13 protein-coding genes and 1 other RNA gene are annotated in these 17,369 nt (G+C 41.6%); 6 read left to right on the forward strand and 8 right to left on the reverse strand.

The window, feature by feature from the left end; translation table 11 throughout:
- Window positions 1-133 precede the first annotated feature (133 nt).
- From Q0976_RS03550 to Q0976_RS03560, 3 genes are all read left to right on the forward strand, one after another.
- Window positions 134-442: a cell division protein ZapA gene (locus Q0976_RS03550; RefSeq protein WP_299491018.1), complete on the forward strand. Its 309-nt coding sequence runs from the start codon at window positions 134-136 to the stop codon at window positions 440-442.
- A 68-nt stretch (window positions 443-510) separates the two neighbouring features.
- Window positions 511-691: non-coding RNA, 6S RNA (ssrS, locus tag Q0976_RS03555), on the forward strand.
- 86 nt (window positions 692-777) lie between these two features.
- Window positions 778-1,374 carry a 5-formyltetrahydrofolate cyclo-ligase gene (locus Q0976_RS03560; RefSeq protein ID WP_299491020.1) on the forward strand — a complete coding sequence of 199 codons (597 nt, stop codon included), beginning with the start codon at window positions 778-780 and terminating at the stop codon, window positions 1,372-1,374.
- On the opposite strand, the gene Q0976_RS03565 is transcribed toward Q0976_RS03560, so the two are convergent.
- The 8 genes from Q0976_RS03565 to Q0976_RS03600 form a co-directional block, all read right to left on the reverse strand.
- Window positions 1,355-2,515, reverse strand: coding sequence for a hypothetical protein (locus tag Q0976_RS03565; RefSeq protein ID WP_299491021.1), 1,161 nt, complete (start codon window positions 2,513-2,515; stop codon window positions 1,355-1,357). The genes Q0976_RS03560 and Q0976_RS03565 overlap by 20 nt on opposite strands.
- 162 nt (window positions 2,516-2,677) lie before the next feature.
- Window positions 2,678-3,859, reverse strand: a complete 1,182-nt coding sequence (locus Q0976_RS03570; protein WP_299491024.1) for a hypothetical protein — start codon at window positions 3,857-3,859, stop codon at window positions 2,678-2,680.
- Between the two features lie 484 nt (window positions 3,860-4,343).
- Window positions 4,344-5,534 (reverse strand): hypothetical protein, encoded by a 1,191-nt coding sequence (locus Q0976_RS03575; RefSeq protein WP_299491026.1) that lies wholly within the window; start codon window positions 5,532-5,534, stop codon window positions 4,344-4,346.
- Between the two features lie 220 nt (window positions 5,535-5,754).
- Window positions 5,755-6,945 (reverse strand): hypothetical protein, encoded by a 1,191-nt coding sequence (locus tag Q0976_RS03580; RefSeq protein WP_299491029.1) that lies wholly within the window; start codon window positions 6,943-6,945, stop codon window positions 5,755-5,757.
- Window positions 6,946-7,178: 233 nt separating this feature from the next.
- Window positions 7,179-8,393, reverse strand: coding sequence for a hypothetical protein (locus tag Q0976_RS03585; RefSeq protein ID WP_299491031.1), 1,215 nt, complete (start codon window positions 8,391-8,393; stop codon window positions 7,179-7,181).
- Window positions 8,394-8,653: 260 nt separating this feature from the next.
- Entirely contained in the window at window positions 8,654-10,036 is a 1,383-nt protein-coding gene (locus Q0976_RS03590) for an NAD(P)(+) transhydrogenase (Re/Si-specific) subunit beta (protein ID WP_299491088.1), read from the reverse strand.
- A gap of 17 nt (window positions 10,037-10,053) precedes the next feature.
- Window positions 10,054-10,329 (reverse strand): NAD(P) transhydrogenase subunit alpha, encoded by a 276-nt coding sequence (locus Q0976_RS03595; RefSeq protein WP_299491033.1) that lies wholly within the window; start codon window positions 10,327-10,329, stop codon window positions 10,054-10,056.
- On the reverse strand, window positions 10,329-11,546 hold the full coding sequence (locus tag Q0976_RS03600; protein ID WP_299491035.1) for a Re/Si-specific NAD(P)(+) transhydrogenase subunit alpha: 1,218 nt from the start codon (window positions 11,544-11,546) through the stop codon (window positions 10,329-10,331). Before Q0976_RS03600 ends, Q0976_RS03595 begins: the two co-directional genes overlap by 1 nt.
- Before the next feature lie 557 nt (window positions 11,547-12,103).
- Between Q0976_RS03600 and Q0976_RS03605 the strand changes: the two genes are divergently transcribed.
- From Q0976_RS03605 to Q0976_RS03615, 3 genes are all read left to right on the forward strand, one after another.
- Window positions 12,104-13,912: an assimilatory sulfite reductase (NADPH) flavoprotein subunit gene (locus Q0976_RS03605; protein ID WP_299491037.1), complete on the forward strand. Its 1,809-nt coding sequence runs from the start codon at window positions 12,104-12,106 to the stop codon at window positions 13,910-13,912.
- 146 nt (window positions 13,913-14,058) lie between these two features.
- On the forward strand, window positions 14,059-15,777 hold the full coding sequence (gene cysI / locus Q0976_RS03610; protein WP_299491039.1) for an assimilatory sulfite reductase (NADPH) hemoprotein subunit: 1,719 nt from the start codon (window positions 14,059-14,061) through the stop codon (window positions 15,775-15,777).
- Window positions 15,770-16,558 carry a phosphoadenylyl-sulfate reductase gene (locus Q0976_RS03615; RefSeq protein ID WP_299491042.1) on the forward strand — a complete coding sequence of 263 codons (789 nt, stop codon included), beginning with the start codon at window positions 15,770-15,772 and terminating at the stop codon, window positions 16,556-16,558. The genes cysI and Q0976_RS03615 overlap by 8 nt, the downstream gene beginning before the upstream one ends.
- Window positions 16,559-17,369: the final 811 nt, after the last annotated feature.

Here is a 17,369-nt window from a genome sequence, read left to right on the forward strand (position 1 = left end):
ATTGTTTGGACACAAGTGGTTATGTAAACAACAATTAATACAATTCATGTGCTTTAGTATCAGTCTCGTGTTGCACTTTATGGATGAGACCGATATAGTCCGCACAAGTGATGATAAAAGGATCCTTCGCGACATGAGTAGCAAGGCTATCGACATTACCCTGATGGGGCGCACCTACTCTATTGCTTGTCCAGTTGGTCAAGAGGCAGCACTTAGACAGGTTTCGCAACATTTAGAAGCACAATTATCGACATTAAAAGCGAAAACCAATAGCCTTAGTCGTGAAGAAATTGCTATTATGGCAGCCTTAAATATCGGTTATGAATTGCTGGAAGAACAGCAAAAAAGCCAAGATTATAATCAGCAGATTGATGAGAAGATCAGTTTGTTGCAATCAACCATAGAAGATGCGCTCGTTGAACGTTCTGCTAGAGTTGATTAACCCTGTTTTGACAGGAAAAAGATAGGTTTATTTGATATGACATCGCTTTCAAATAGACATAAAAAATTTGCTCCCTGGGATACGCGCTAGCTGGTCATGTCCCTGTGCCGATACTTTTAAACCCAGGGTGAATGTTATACTGACATTGAGCAAGCTCGGCTCGTATCGAGAAGCCTTAGGAGGTATTCATTTACCCGCCTTGAACCTACGGTTCAAGGGCTACGCCGGTAACGGTATTCTGGGGAGCATCTTATTTTTAATGATTTATTGTATTTTCAATACCTTGCTAAACGCTTCTGTATAGCCTTTCTACTGTTCTGTTAACTGGAGGCGAAATGGTTAAGTCTTCACCTTCCGATATGAGAACATCTATTCGCGCCAAACGCCGTAATATTCCGCTTCATCTTCAGCAAGATTTAAGTGTTACAGCCTGTGAGCGCATGTTATCTCAAAAGCCATTGTTAAAGGCTAAGCATGTGGCACTCTATTTAAGTCAAGATGGTGAGCTCGATACTCAGCCTTTAATTCAAGCTTTATGGGAAAGAGGTGTGAAGACCTATTTACCTCGATTACATCCATTTTGTGCAGGGCATTTATTATTTTTACATTACCATTCTGATACGCCATTGGTCGCAAATCGTTTTGGTATTTTAGAGCCCATTCTAGACGTGACGAATGTGATGCCGATAAAAGACATGGATGTGATAGTGACGCCACTGGTGGCTTTTGATGTGGCGGGTCAGCGTTTAGGGATGGGCGGCGGTTATTATGATCGCACTCTGGCTCACAGGCGTAATGTAGACAGACCGATACCGATGGGCTATGCCCATGATTGTCAGCAAGTGGCTCATATTGAGGCGCAAGCTTGGGATATCCCTCTGCCTTATATTGTGACGCCTACAAGAGCGATTATTAGTCACTTATCAAAGTAAACGATTGTGTCGCGAGTACGCCATAGGTCCAATCAACGTCAGTGCCGTTAATGTTGTCAACAGGATCAAATGTTTGGTAAGTATCGCTTAAATCATAACTGTCTTCTAAGAGCGCACCTTGAAAAGCCGCCCCTAAGCAATAATAAGGTAAATAATTGGTGCTGACATCTGGATAGTCTGCTTGTGCTTGCGTCCAAGTGAGTGAACAAAATACTTCGGCTGAATTTTGTAATGCCGTTAACGAGTAGTCATTTTCAATACCGAAAAAAACAGCTGAATTATAATAGTTTGATAGTAAATCATAGTTGGCAATGTCCACAGCATTTGGTGTATTGACGGTGACAGTACTATCAATCAGTATTTTAGCTGCTTGGCGGCACAGAGTATAATTGCCCGTTGCGGTGTCGGTATAACCGACCAAATTACAAGCATCAACGGATGAAAGATCATTGATAATGACATTTTGCCCCAATGGATAGCTATACCCTGTAATTGAATACTGAATATTCGCAATATCAATTCTAACATTAGGTACAATATCATCAAGATAGGCAATTTGTGTGGAGGCACCGCCTATTTCAGCAGAGCCTAATAAGGTTCCTTGAAAAGCATTGTCTAAAAAGTTAACTGCGGCCCACCCATAGCTGGCTTCTTCTTCGCCAGGAATGGTGCGCACATCTAAGGTGGACTCATCCAATGTGATATCGTTTGTGGCAAACCAATTTTTTATCCAAGCATCAATATAGGCATTTTTTATTGCTTGTTCAGTCATAGGTAAGGCTCGCATACCGGCTGTTGAGTAAAATTGAATACCATTGAGTAGAGGAGACATGCCACTGCTGATCGTTAGGCTTTTAAGGGTGAGGACTAAGTCGTTGTTAAAAATGGTACCTAAATAATTATCCAAATCATCATTATTGATATCTGCTACGCCAGGTTCAACCTTGTTTTCGGTCTGTATTATGATGTGCTCTGGAAGCGCATCAATATATGCGTATTCATATAAATAAAGCTTTGTTTTAGTGCTGCCAGCATCTAATACAATGCGGTATTTTGTGTTGTCATTGTCATCATTACAGGCAGAAACAAAGAAGAGTAGCAATAAGGCGAATAGGTATTTGGCACAATAGTGTGAACGCATTTTCTAACCTAACTTGAGCGATTAACAGAATAGTTAAATCTTAGCCCAATCGGGCGAGCTATGTTGTTTGTTGCAATAAAAAATGAATTGTTACTCAAGGAGTGATTTGTTTTTTCAGAGAGTGGGGAAGTGAAGGGGCCAGTATAATACTGGCGATTAGGTTTAATATAATTCTTGATATCGTTTGGTCAGAATAACCCCAATAGACCAAGCAATTTTCCTATGATTAAATTCATTCACTGGATGCAATTGCTGAGGATCGCTAATATGATAATTGTGCGTTAATAAGGTTGATTGATAGGCGGCGCCTAAACAATAGTTAGCTAAATATTTTTCATCAACGTTGCTGTGCTCTGCTTTTGCCATTTCCCAATTTAAGTTACAAAATTTTTCGGCTTGATCCTCTAATGCCGTTAATGAGTAATTACGTTCTATACCAAAGAAGCGCGCCGTATAATAAAAATTAGATAAAAGGTTATAGTGAGAAACTTCAGCCGCATTGGGAACAGGAACATTGATTTTATTGCGGATCAGCGTTTTGATTTGTGCTTTGCAACTGAAGTAATCGCCGTTAGAGGATGGCCTATAACCCGTTAGAAAGCAGGCATCTATTTTTGCTAATTTTTCGGCAAGCAGTTCTTGGCCTAATGGAAAGCTTTTACTGGTTAAAGGGTATTGGGTTTCACCGACAGTGATATTGACATTGGTTAAGTTAGGATCGTGATAAGTGATTTGAGAAGAAACGGGACCGAGTTTAGCAATACCTGAAAATACACCTTGAAAATGGTTTTCAGCATAATTTGTAGCGACCCAAGTATAGGCGCCTTCTTCGCTGCCTGACAGTGTTCGACTTTCAATTTGCTGCGGCTCAATTTGAAGATTATGAGTGCGAACCCAATGGATTAGCCAGAGTTTAATGAAGGTATTTTTAGACTGGCGTTCTGGAGGCGACAATAAACGCATGCCTTCGGTAGAATAAAATTGAATATGAGTCAGTATTGTTGAGTTTTTTCTTGGGTCAATCATCAAATTTTGCAGCTGATCCGCAAGCTGGGGCGTAAAGAGTGTATCTAGATAATCGCTAAGCTCGAGGATCGGTACATCAGCAACGCCGGGATAATGGACTTTTTGACTGAGAGCACGAATACTCGTTGGCATGTTACTGTTTTGGTTATATTGATATAAAAACAACTTGGTTTTATTCTGACTTGCATCGAGTACAATCTGGTATTGTGTATTATGACTTCTTTCTTGAAGATCCAAAGAGCCTACCGCACAGGCGATAGAGTATTCTCCAATAAAGAGTAAGCTTAATGCGATTGTAATGAGTTTGGGATATTGCATTTACTCTTGTTCCGTTGGAATGATGATTATGATTGACAGTGATACTTCAAAGACTTGTATTGACTTGGTCTAATAGGCTTAACGCCACCTGATTATGTCTGTAAAGTCAGTTTTATCTGTGCCAGTTTTGGCTATATTTGTATGTTTTGTCGCCTGTCATTGTTTGTATTCATCCTGTTTTTCTCTTCACTATTAACAATTCGTTAATACTTTGAGTCGCTTAATGAGTGACAAGGCTATATAATATTCGAAAATATTTACTCTAAATATGGGGTTAACACCTGACTTAATTGCAACTGTATTAGTAATAAGTCGTATAGTGGCAGTGGGGGAATATTTGATGAAGAAAAGTAGCATTTTATATTAATTTAGCTTGAGGTGAACTGAAATCTGAATGTCAGCATAGTGACATTTACGTTATTAGCGTCCTTGCTATCATCCGATTATCGTTTATTTTTAGTGAGTGTGTGTGAAGAGGGAGTGATTAATCTGCAAACTGCAGGTAGCGTTGAGTAATAATAACACCTATTGACCAAGAAATTTCATTGGTTGCAATGCTATCGATAGGCACTAAGTTTTGAGTGTCGCTCAATTGTAATGTATCGACAAGTAAAGCTGCTTGATAAGCCGCGCTCATACAATATTTTGATAAATATGCTTCACTGGTATTTGGATTCATTTCTTTGACAGTCTTCCAATCTTGAGTACAGTAGGCTTCCGCTTCAACTTGTAAATTGTTGAGTGAATAGTTACTGCTTAGGCCGAAAAAGTCAGCAGTATAATAGAAATTGGAGAGCAGATTATAATCGTAAATATTGATTGCATTAGGGGCAAATAGAAGACTGTTTTGCAATATGCTATCTATATATTGTTTTGCGTATTCTCTGCAGATAAAGTAATCTCCGCTTGAAGTCTCAGTGTAACTTGGTAAGTTGCAAGCATCCTTAGCCATGAGTGTTACTGAGGCCAAGTCTTGGCCTAAAAAGGCACTTTTGCTAGTCAAATAAAACTGTTGGTTTTCACTTTTAACCACTACGTTAGCCAAATTGGAGTCAATATAGGTGAGTTGAGCTGAGGCGCCTCCGAGTTCAATTATACCAAATGATCCATTTGCAGATTTTTGTTGCAAATAGTGAGCCGCAAGCCAAGCATATGTTCCTTCTTCTTCTCCGCTTATGGTTCTGACATCTAATTTATCAATTACTTGAATGTTATTGTTTTTTAACCACATAGTGATGACCTGACCGACGAGCTTGTTAATTGAAAACTGTTCGTCTATAGGCAGTTGTCGCATACCCGCCGTAGAATAAAATTGAATATTATCCAATGATGCTTGTGTAAACTTGAAATGATCATGCCCTGTAATAGCTTGTATTGTTTCTGCAAGTTCAGGAGTCAGAAGGGTATCTAAGTAAGTGGGAATATCCGAGTAGGCAGTACTTGCTAATCCTGGAGTGACTTTTGACTCTGAAAGTAATTGGATTTGTTCTACTTTTTCTTGGTTAAGTTGATACTTGTATAAATATAATTTTGTTTTGCTGCTACCAGCATCAAATACTATACGGTAATGGGTATTGTTTTCTTGTATTGTTGTATTGTCAACTTCACTCTGAGAAAAACATTTTGAACTCAGTAAGATAAGACTTAACATAGTGATAAATATCTTATTAATCATTCTAACTGCTACCTTTTATGTTGGTTAGACTTAAGTTGTATGATATAGGACGTGTGAGAGGGGGTGTATAGGGGGAATGCCTGAGGTGATAGATAAAAACCAAATTTTCCCCTTCATGTGGGCTTGTTCATGACTAAGTTATCATGTTGTTCGGGGAGGGGGCTGGTTTTATTGGGGTGATAAAGACAGGCTTTGCCTGTCTTTTGAGGATAGCGTGTGGTTATTCTTCGTACTTTTGCGTAATAAGCAGCCCCATCGGCCATGAAATGTTGGTGTTATTCACTTTTTGAATAGGCTGGAAATCATGTTTATCGCTTAAGTGATAATTATCTTCTAATAATGCCCCTTGAAATGCGCTCATCATGCAAAAAGGCTCCATGTATTCAGGATCTTCATTACTGTATTGCGTTTTTGCTGTTTCCCAATCAAGGTGGCAAAATTGTTCTGCTTGTTCTTGTATACGTTTGAATGAATAGTTTTCTTTTAGGTCAAAAAATTTGGCCTGTGAGTAAAAGCCTGTAAATAATCCAAATTCATTACTATATTGATTGCCTTGATAACTCTCACCAATCTTACGGTCAATAAAGGCTTTGGCTGTTTCTCGACATAGGTGATAATCGCCTCTTGAGGTGTCACTATAGCCGAATAAATGACATTCATCGGTATTTTTAAGCGCAGCTTGTACGACCTTTAAGCCTAATGAGTAGCTTTGGCTATAAACAGGATAAGCTTTGCCGCCAATGGTGATATTGGCATTATTGAGATTAACATCTTGATAAGCGATTTGTGTTGAAGCATCACCTAAGGTTAAGATCCCATCGAGTTCATCTTTAAACTGATGTTTGATGTAGTTATAGGCTGCCCAAGAGTAGACGCCTTCCTCTTTTCCAGAAATGGTTTTGACGTCGATACTCTCAGTTAACTGGACATTGTTGTCTTTGGTCCATTTGACGAGCCAATTATTGATGGTGGTATTTTTATCAGCTCGAGTGCTAAAGCTTAAGTCACGCATACCTGCAGTAGAATAAAATTGGATCCCTTGAATGCGTTTAGATGTGGCATTATTGTGATTTTTAGACGCAGCTTTAATTTTATCAAGTAAATCATCATTAAAGAGTTTTGTTAAATAAGCAGGGATTTGGCTGGCTTGAATATCAACAATGCCAGGGCTTTGGGTCATTAAACTAATGATTTCAATATTTTTTGCCAACTCGTTTTTTTCGCTGTTGTACTTATATAAATAAAGTGACGTTTTTGAGCTATCCGCATCAATAATAATATGGTTATGTAGGCTTTCTGCTTGTTCGTTTTTATCATCCTTGTGATCTTTTCCATGTATATCGTTTAATGCTCCATCACAACCAAGGAGTAAAAAGGGCAATAACAATAGACTATAAGCTTGTAAACGCATTTTGTATTGAGTTCCATTAGAGTGGAGAAAATGAAGCGCGAGCCTAGCACAGATAATTGAGCGATAATGTTTAGGCTTGATAAGCTGGGATAGTAGTAACGTTTTGACTAAAGGCTGCTAGATATTAGTCTATTTTAGTGTTGACAATGAGCAGGTTAAGTAATACCAATTTAATCAAATTGGTCTAAGACATGCCCAAGTTTTGAAACCTTGGGCATGCTTGCAAAAAGAGGTTATTGGTGCATGTTTTTTTGATTGCTACGGGCAACAAATTCACTTCTTTGTTGATAGTCTTGTGTGAGTAGCACACCCACAGGCCATGACACTTCTAACGTGCTTGATTCATTGATGGGAGTAAACTTTTGTTTGTCGGTCAGATGATAGCCTTCATCGAGTATAGCGGTTTGGTAGGCTGCTGCCATACAATAGTTGGCTAAATAGGTCTTATTGACGTCTTGATATTTGGCTTGTGCGCTGTTCCAGTCAAGATCACAAAACTGTGAGGCTTTAGAGGCTAATTGATCTATGGAATATTGGTTTTCTATATCAAAAAATTGTGCTGTGTAGTAAAAGTTAGAGAGGAGGCCATAACGGTGAATGTTGCTGGCGTGACCTAAGGCTAATTGTGGTTCATTCTCTATTAATTTAACGGCCTGACGGTGACACATGGCAAAATTGCCTTTGGCTGTGTCATTACTGCCGCTAAGTTGGCAGGCATCGAATTGTGACAGCTGTTTTGCAATGAGGTTTTGACCCAGCATATGGCTTTCACTACTCAGGGCATAACTTTTTCCTCCAACACTGATGGTGATATTATTATGTTGCTGATCAAGGAATGTGATCTGCATAGACGCGCCACCGAGCTCTAATATGCCACTGGTTTGGCGAGTAAAATTATCTTCTATATAGTTAAAGGCTGCCCAAGCGTAAGCGCCTTCTTCTGCGCCAGAAATAGTGCGGACATCTAAGTTTTTATCATTAAATTCAATATGGTTATCTGTTAACCACTGGGCTATCCAAGTGCTCACTGCTTGGTTTTTACTCTTGCGTTCGGTTTCTGAAATCAAGCGCATACCGGCTGTGGAGTAGACTTGAATTTGCTCGAGTAAACGTTTGGCTGCATCATCTTGCTCGGCATCAGATAAGTGTTGCAATTGTGAGGCGAGTTTGGGAGTGAAAAGCTGGCTTAAATAATCATCGATTTGAGTTAAAGGAATGCTAGCCAGTCCTGGAGTTTGCTTATTCTCGACTAAGGTTTCAATATGTTGAGGGGCTTGCTTACCTTGGGTATCATACTGATAGAAGTAGAGCTTAGTTTTGCTGCTGCCAGCATCTAACACTATTCTATGATGGCTTATTAGCTCATCGGTTTTCGGTGTCGGATAAAAACTGCAAGCTTGTAAAGTCAAAAGACTACCGATGAGTAAGGAGAATGTTGTCTTAGTCATGAAAAACAGAATCTTTGATAATGAAAATAAACGCGCACCCTAGCATAGGGTGTTGATTGAGCAAACACTGGGCATAAAATATTGAATTAATGCATCTTTTTAGTATACTTTATGTGAATGAACGGGTTTACATGTTTTTTGATGTTGATTTTTTGTTGGCAAAGTTTGATTAAGTTGTTGGTTATCTGGGTTGGTTTTTATGGCGGCTTTAGGCCGTTGACAACTGACAAACGCTGAATGCCAGTTGCCGTTTGAAAACGTTAATCTGCTTCTTTGAGACTTTGAGTCAACTCGACAATGGCTTTTTTACCATCGCCAAATAACATCAAGGTATTATCCATTGCAAATAGAGGGTTAGGTAATCCGGCAAAGCCGGGACTGAGTGAACGTTTTACTACCACGACACTTCTGGCTTTATCGACATTGAGAATAGGCATACCGTAAATTGGGCTGCCTTTATCTTCACGAGCCATGGGGTTAGTGACATCATTGGCACCAATGACAATCGCGACATCTGTTTGCTCAAATTGTGGGTTAACCTCATCCATTTCAATAAGTTGCTCATAAGGTACTTCAGCTTCTGCTAGCAGCACATTCATGTGCCCAGGCATTCGTCCTGCCACGGGGTGAATAGCATAAAGGACTTGTGTGCCTCTTTCTTCCAGTACATTCGCTAAATCACGTACTGCATGTTGTGCTTGTGCCATGGCAAGTCCGTATCCTGGAACGACAATCACTCGTTCAGCAGTTTCAAGCATCATGGCAATTTCTTCAGGTGAAGTGGATTTGACTTTTCCTGCGTAAATTTCATCAGCATCTATGGTTTCTCCACCTTCTGCCATGACGCCAAAAAGTACATTAAATAAAGAACGATTCATGGCTTTGCACATGATTTGCGTCAAAATAATCCCTGATGCGCCAACCAAAGCACCCGATACGATAAGTACCGTATTACCGGTAATAAAGCCTGTGGTGGCAGCCGCGATACCAGAATAAGAATTGAGTAAGGCTATCACCACGGGCATGTCTGCGCCACCTATGGGTAAGACTAATAAAAGTCCAAGTACTAAGGTCACAGCCACCAGTAAGAAAACCAAAATGTTGTCGTTGGGATTATTGACAATCATGATGGCTAACCCAATTGCAGCAATGAGTAATATGCCGTTGAGTAACTTATTGGCTGGAATGGCGATGGGACTTCCTGATATAAGTTCTTGCAATTTGGCAAACGCCACAAAGGATCCTGATAAGGTCACACTACCAATAATAATGGTGGCAGCGATAGAAATGAGGGCGATGGTATGGGTCGCTGACTCTGGATCTAAAAAGTTGGCAAGGGCAATAAATAAGGATGCGCCGCCACCAAATCCATTGAGTATGGCGACTAATTGAGGCATGGCCGTAACTTGAATTTTGGTAGCTAATGTGGCGCCAATCGCGCCGCCGATAATCACCCCAGCAATGATCCATTGATAATTAAGAATGCTTTGATCAAATAAGGTCACAATAACAGCGATAAACATCCCTAACGCAGAGAGCTGATTGCCCCTTACGGCGGTGCGAGGTTTGGTGAGGCCTTTAATGCCTAAAATAAATAATACCGCCGCGACTAAATACGCGAGGTAAATGATGTTAGTACTCATCATAATGAAAGCGTTCCTTATTTACGTTTAAACATGGCAAGCATGCGATTGGTGACCATGTAACCGCCGATAACATTAATCGTGGCAAGCACAACTGCAATAAAACCTAAAATATTGACCCAAATACCCGCACCAGAGCCTGCGGAGAGTAAGGCGCCGACTAAGGTGATCCCTGAAATGGCATTAGAGCCTGACATTAATGGAGTATGTAAGGTGGGAGGCACTTTAGTGATCAGCTCAACGCCGAGAAAAATGGCAACAACGAATAACGTGAGTAACAGTAATATATCCATTAGTGTGTCTCCTTATCGAGTGTGGCGTTGTTATCAAGGGGATTGAGTTCGTCAGTATTGAGTGTGGAACGTGGCGGCAGTTTAAGCACATCACGTAGCCTTGGGCTAATGATGTCACCTTGATGAGCAACGAGTGTATCTCGAATGATTTCATCTTCTAGATTGAGTGTCAGTTCGCCATCTTTATCGAAAATCAAGTTTAATAAATGCTCCATGTTAGTGCCGAACATTTGGCTAGCATGGGTGGCTGCTGTACTGGCGATATTACTGGGACCAATAATGGTGACGCCCTTGTGAAGTACTTCTTTATTGAGCTCTGTCAGTTCACAATTACCACCGGTTTCTGCGGCTAAATCGACGATAATACTGCCATTTTTCATATTATCGACCATGTCTTTGGTGATTAAAATAGGGGCGGTGCGCCCTGGAATTGCAGCGGTGGTAATAATGATATCTTGCTGGGCTAAGACATTGCTCATGGCTTGTTGCTGCCGTTTTAAAAAGTCATCACTTTGCTCCGTTGCATAACCCCCTTTGGTTTCGGTGTTGACGGTTTCTAAATCCAGCTCCACAGGTTTAGCGCCCACGGAAATAATTTGCTCGCGAGCAGCAGGACGAATATCGTAAGCTTCTACTACAGCGCCTAAACGTTTCGCGGTAGCACAGGCTTGTAATCCTGCGACACCGACGCCCATAATAAGAGCGCGGCTGGGTTTTAATGTGCCAGCCGCGGTCATCATCATTGGAAATAAACGGGGGGCTTTATAAGCGGCGAGTAATACGGCCTTATAACCTGCGATGGTCGCCATGGATGACAACACATCCATACTTTGTGCTCGAGTAATTCGAGGAACCATTTCCAGTGCAATGCCGCTGACACCAATATTGGTGAGGGTTTGTGCGTGTTCTGGGTGGGCAAGGGGGTCCATCATGCCAATAAGCAGTTGCTCTTTTTTTAAGTGGCTTGTTAATTCATCCAATGCGGCGTCTTTGGCGTTCACCACAATAATGATATTGGCTTGTTTAAGAATTGTGGTTCTGTCGTGTATGCTAGCGCCAGCAGCTTGATAATCTTCATCGATAAATCCTGCGTGTTCCCCCGCGTGTGATTCAACCATTATCGAGAGATTTTTCTTAATCAGACGTGTCACGTTTGCAGGGATGAGTGCGACGCGCTTTTCGTCAAAATGATGTTCTTTTAATAGGCCTATTTTCAAAAGGATCACCTGTGCGTGAAAGTAAGTGTAAAAAATTAAGGAATATAAAATTATTCCCAACATGTTATTTTTATTCTTTTTCAGCGGCTTGGCACTGAGTCGATGGGTGATGGCCTATATTAGAGAGTGGATCTTAAATGGCCGCTATTCGACTGAGTGTTGTGAATAGAAATTAACCTTATCGTTATTAATTCAATGTGATAAACCTTCCTTGTTACTTGTCCAGCGCTAGGCAATGCGTTATTCCTAATCACTAGAGATGGGGACTGTTCGCCATAGTGACATTGAGCTTTTATGTCTGTGTCGATTGAGTCGCATTGTATAAAGACACACAAGGCTGGCTTTTTATTACGCCGATAGCCCTGTCAATAAAAACAACAGACTTAATGCTTATCATCTTGCTTTGACGAGGTGCTTTTTTAATCGTTGTTATGTTGTAGCTTAATTTTTGCGCTTTGTATATTCCAAAATGGAATTAAAAATCAACTTTTATTCTTTTTTACTTTTGAGCGCAGCGGCTAAGCTATTCGACATTAAACTGATCTAGGGCCGTTTTCATGTTGTTAAAAGAGCTTTCATCACTGACTTCTCCGTTGTCGGAAGCACAAACCGAGAAATTAAAGCAACTCACGTCTGAGTTGAATGCCGTACAACTTGCGTGGGTGAGTGGATATTTATCTGCCACGGCAGAGCAAGGAGCACAAGGACAAGCAGGAGTTGCACTCAGCGCTGAAAGTAAACCCGCTCAAACTGTTACAGTATTGTATGGTAGCCAAACCGGTAATGGTCGCGGCATTGCTGCAGAGCTGGCGGCTAAAGCTCAAGCACTAGGTTACGGGGTTAATCTCGTCTCTATGGGTGATTACAAAGTTCGTCAATTAAAGCAAGAAACCTTATTATTGGCTGTGGTGAGTACCCATGGTGAAGGCGAAGCACCAGATGATGCCATTGAACTGCATAAATTTTTGTCATCAAAACGTGCGCCTAAATTGGATAACTTGCATTTTTCTGTCTTGGCGCTTGGTGACTCTAGTTATGAATTTTTTTGCCAAACCGGTAAAGATTTTGATGAAAAATTTACCGCGTTAGGTGCGACAGCATTATTGCCTATGGTGGAATGTGATGTGGACTATGAAGCGGCCGCTGAACAATGGCAAAATGAGGTACTAGAAGCGGCTAAACCCTTTATTCAGAATGAGGCGTCAGCCAGCGTTGTCTCTATTGCAGGCAACTCTGCACTGAGTGCAGTACAAAGCGGTTTTACGAAACAAAAACCTTATACTGCTGAAGTACTGGTGAGTCAAAAGCTCACGGGGCGCGATTCTGACAGGGATGTACGTCATGTTGAGATTGAGCTTGGCGAGTCTGGTATTCATTATCAAGCGGGTGACGCATTAGGGGTTTGGTTTACCAATAATGAAGCTTTAGTCGATAACATCCTTACACAACTGAATTTATCCGCTGATGAAAGCATAACCTTAGGTGATAAAGCGGTCACTTTAAAGCAAGCGTTAACGGATAATAAAGAACTGACTCAGTTGAATCCAAATACCGTAAAGGCGTGGGCGGCGTTGAGCCAGAATGCGAGCTTATTGACCTTATGTGAAGATAAAGCCCAATTACGTCAATATGTGATTAATCATCAAGTCATTGATTTAATTAGTCAGTATCCTGCCACAGTGACTGCTGTTGAATTTGTTGATTTGTTGCGTGGTATTACTCCGCGACTTTATTCCATAGCGTCGAGTCAAAGTGAAGTTGAAAGCGAAGTGCACTTAACGGTCGCGCTGGTGGAAGAGGAGCATGATGGTCAAGCACGCTTTGGTGGGGCGTCACAATTTTTAGCATCTGCTAACGAAGGCACACAAGTGAAGGTCTATGTTGAGCCTAATAACCATTTCCGTCTACCAGATAATCCTGATACACCCGTTATTATGATTGGTCCAGGCACCGGCGTGGCTCCCTTTAGAGCGTTTATGCAAGAACGTACCGCTCAAGGCGTGTCAAGTGACAGCTGGTTATTCTTTGGTAACCCTCATTTTGAGCAAGACTTTTTATACCAAGTAGAATGGCAGCAATACCTTAATGCGGGAGAATTAACGCGATTAGATTTAGCCTTTTCTCGGGATCAGGCGCATAAGGTGTATGTGCAACATAAAATTATTGAGCAAGGCGAAGATTTATGGCAATGGCTCAATCAAGGAGCGCATCTGTATATTTGTGGTGATGCAGAGCGAATGGCTAAGGATGTACATCAAGCACTCATTGATGTGGCGATGACTCATGGTGAACTGAGTCTTGAACAAGCAACGGCTTATTTTGAGACCTTGCGCACTGACAAACGTTATCAAAAAGATGTTTACTAACCCGCTTTTAAAATGATGAGTGAAACCTAAATTCATCAGAGTCAGAATGCACATTAAGTACAGACTGTTGAGCAGCAGTTTACGCATAAAAAGATGGCTGTGACATTGAGCACAGCCCGCATAAATCCAAGAGTGAGGCGATAGCCATGAGTGATAAAAAGAGCGATCAAAAAAACCAACAAAAATTGGCGGTTAATGAGTATTTAAAAACGGACAGTAATTACTTACGTGGCACCATTAAACAAGGATTAGGCACGGCAGTCACGGGCTCTTTTAGTGGTGGCGATCAACAGCTCATTAAATTTCATGGCTTTTATCAGCAAGATGACCGTGATTTACGTAATGAACGTAAAGAGCAGAAACTGGAACCATTATATAGCTTTATGTTACGCGCTCGTGTACCCGGTGGTGTGTGTACCACACGTCAGTGGTTAGGTGTCGATAAAATTGCATCAGAGCTGACAAGCTCAAACAGTATTCGTTTAACCACTCGGCAAACTTTTCAATACCACGGTATTCCAAAGCGTAATTTAAAAACCATTATTCGTGATTTAGATCGTGAAGCCCTTGATTCTATTGCAGCCTGTGGGGATGTGAACCGTAACGTGATGTGTAACCCCAATCCGGTTGAGTCTAAATTACATGCTCAAGCGTATGAATGGGCTAAAAAGCTGTCGGATAATATGTTGCCTCACACTAAAGCTTACGCTGAAATTTGGCTCGATGATGAAAAGCTGGTGAGTACAAAAGACGATGCTGAGCCTGTATACGGTGAAACTTATCTGCCGCGTAAATTTAAAATGGCCGTGGCCGTCCCCCCAGATAATGACGTGGATGTGTATACCAATGATTTAGGTTTTGTGGCGGTAGCAGAAGAAGGTGAACTCATCGGCTTTAATTTAGTGGCGGGTGGCGGCATGGGCTCAACCCATGGTGAGGTGGAAACCTTTCCACGTTTGGCTGATGACTTTGGTTTTATTAAGCTTGAAGATACCTTAAAGTTTGCTGAAGCGGTAATGACAGTGCAACGTGACTGGGGTAACCGCGTAAACCGTAAACGTGCTCGTTTAAAGTACACCATAGTTGATCACGGCTATGAGGCGTTTAAGGCGGAACTTGAAAAACGCGTTGGTGTGGCATTTGAACCTAAGCGTGATGTGGTGATTGGCGATCGTGGTGACCGTTATGGTTGGATAAAAGGCGTGGATAATGACTGGCATTTAACCTTGTTCATCGAAGGTGGCCGCATTAAAGATCTGCCTGGTGAGCCATTGCAAACGGGCATGCGAGAAATTGCTAAAGTCCATAAAGGCGACTTTAGAATGACGTCTAATCAAAATGTCATTATTGCCGGCGTGCATGAAGATGACAAAGCACAAATTGAAGCGCTTGCTCGTCAACATGGCTTAATGGGGAGATTGATCAGCGAGACCCGTGGGCATTCTATTGCCTGTGTGGCCTTGCCGACCTGCGCATTAGCCATGGCAGAAGCTGAGCGTTATTTCCCTGATTTTTTGAGCAAAGTTGAAAGCTTACAGGACAAACATGGCTTTTTAGATCAAGCCATTGTTATTCGCATGACAGGTTGCCCTAATGGCTGTGCGCGTCCCTTTGCCGCTGAAATTGGCTTAGTGGGCAAAGCGCCAGGGCGTTATAACTTATATTTAGGGGCCAGTTTTGAGGGGACCCGATTGAACAAATTACACAAAGAAAATATCCAAGAAGTTGAAATTATGGCGGAATTGGATAACTTGTTTGGCCGATATGCTGCCGAAAAAGACGCTGGCGAAACCTTTGGTAATTTCACGGTTCGAGTCGGGGTGGTTAAAGCCGTTCATGATGCTGCAAAGGAATTCCATGGCTGAGAGTATTGGCATGAGTATAAATGAGAGTATAGACAATAGCCCACTGAATAAAGAGGAGCTAAAGGCATTACTTGACTCACCAAAAGTTGAGCAGACAGCTGAGCTTGAGCGTGTTAACGCTTATTTAGCCCAATTAAGCGCTGAGCAACGAGTCGCATGGGCATTGGCATTTTTGCCTAATACCCATGCATTATCGTCCAGCTTTGGTATTCAGTCGGCGGTGATGCTGCATTTGGTGAGCCGTCAACAAGCGGATATTCCGGTAATTTTAACGGACACTCAGCACTTATTTACTGAAACCTATCGTTTTATCGATGAAATGACTGAGCGCTTAAAGCTGAATTTAAAAACTTATACCGCCCCTTACAGCGCGGCTTGGCAACAGGCACGTTACGGGAATTTGTGGGAGCAAGGGCTCGATGGCCTTGATCGTTACAATAAGATCAATAAAGTCGAACCCATGCAGCAAGCCATGGCGGACTTACAAGTGGGCACCTGGTTTGCTGGATTGCGTCACAGCCAGTCCAGTACTCGAGAAGCCTTGCCGATTTTGGCTATTACGGGTGGCCGTTATAAATTGCTGCCAATTATCGAATGGAGCAATAAGGATGTGCATGAGTATTTAACGCAGCATGAATTGCCTTACCACCCATTATGGGAGCAAGGGTATGTGTCGGTGGGCGATACCCATTCAAGTAAACCCTTAGAGCTGGGCATGAGCGAGGAAGAGACTCGTTTTAATGGGCTTAAGCGTGAGTGTGGTTTGCACTACGACATCTAATGCCTGCTTAGACGCGATAATCCGTCGTCAACTGATCATTTTCGCTGCTCATTTACTGGAGTAAACTCCGCGGCGAAAATGATCAGCTTCCTTGTCTTCTCTTTGTCAGCAACGCCATTAATACTTCAGAATAAGTGATTAAAATCGCTGAAGGGAAAGTAGCTGCTTGGACTTGTTTATACTGATCCAACTATTTACTCTCATTTAGCAATATTGGTTACCAGTGAGTATGCTTTAAATTATTACTTTTATTGTTGTTAATTGCCTGCGGCAGGCTTCTGCGCAAGCACTTTTATGACACGCTATGAACCCATCCTTATTTTTCGAAGGTCATAATTGCGCCTACACGGGATTTTAAAAGCAAAGCCATGGAGTAAACTCCGCGACGGCTCTTGTACTAGTATAAAGAGCCATTAGCTTCCTTGAGGGCTCTGAGTATGAGTCTTTGTCAGCAACGCCATTAATATTTCAGAATAAGTGATTAAAATCGCTTAGGGGAAAGTGGCTGCTTGGGCGGGATAATCCGTCGTCAATAGCGCTGATAACCAGCCTCAATGGCGACTGAATGAAAATTAGCCTCCGAGACTCAGCTTACGTGCCGCCTTGTCTGAGCACTTCATATGGGCCGAAGTCAGCGACGCTATAAATAATTATATGATTATTCATAGCAATTAGTGAAAACCAGCCTTAACGGCGATTGAGTGCACATTAGCAATCGTTCACCTTTTTTGAGGAGCTATTTTCCCGTATTTGTATTGAATAAGGTGGTTGTTAAGTATTTTTGACCTGTATGAGTAGTAGATAATGCCTT

The organism is uncultured Shewanella sp., from assembly GCF_947501665.1.
In the GTDB taxonomy this organism is placed as follows: Bacteria; Pseudomonadota; Gammaproteobacteria; order Enterobacterales; family Shewanellaceae; genus Shewanella.

Coding starts and splice junctions, on each gene's coding strand:
- Q0976_RS03585 (WP_299491031.1), bottom strand. CDS start 8,393: ATGACTAAGACAACATTCTCCTTACTCATCGGTAGTCTTTTGACTTTA.
- Q0976_RS03565 (WP_299491021.1), bottom strand. CDS start 2,515: ATGCGTTCACACTATTGTGCCAAATACCTATTCGCCTTATTGCTACTC.
- Q0976_RS03605 (WP_299491037.1), top strand. CDS start 12,104: ATGTTGTTAAAAGAGCTTTCATCACTGACTTCTCCGTTGTCGGAAGCA.
- Q0976_RS03580 (WP_299491029.1), bottom strand. CDS start 6,945: ATGCGTTTACAAGCTTATAGTCTATTGTTATTGCCCTTTTTACTCCTT.
- Q0976_RS03575 (WP_299491026.1), bottom strand. CDS start 5,534: ATGATTAATAAGATATTTATCACTATGTTAAGTCTTATCTTACTGAGT.
- Q0976_RS03570 (WP_299491024.1), bottom strand. CDS start 3,859: ATGCAATATCCCAAACTCATTACAATCGCATTAAGCTTACTCTTTATT.
- Q0976_RS03550 (WP_299491018.1), top strand. CDS start 134: ATGAGTAGCAAGGCTATCGACATTACCCTGATGGGGCGCACCTACTCT.
- Q0976_RS03595 (WP_299491033.1), bottom strand. CDS start 10,329: ATGGATATATTACTGTTACTCACGTTATTCGTTGTTGCCATTTTTCTC.
- Q0976_RS03615 (WP_299491042.1), top strand. CDS start 15,770: ATGGCTGAGAGTATTGGCATGAGTATAAATGAGAGTATAGACAATAGC.
- Q0976_RS03590 (WP_299491088.1), bottom strand. CDS start 10,036: ATGAGTACTAACATCATTTACCTCGCGTATTTAGTCGCGGCGGTATTA.
- cysI (WP_299491039.1), top strand. CDS start 14,059: ATGAGTGATAAAAAGAGCGATCAAAAAAACCAACAAAAATTGGCGGTT.
- Q0976_RS03560 (WP_299491020.1), top strand. CDS start 778: ATGGTTAAGTCTTCACCTTCCGATATGAGAACATCTATTCGCGCCAAA.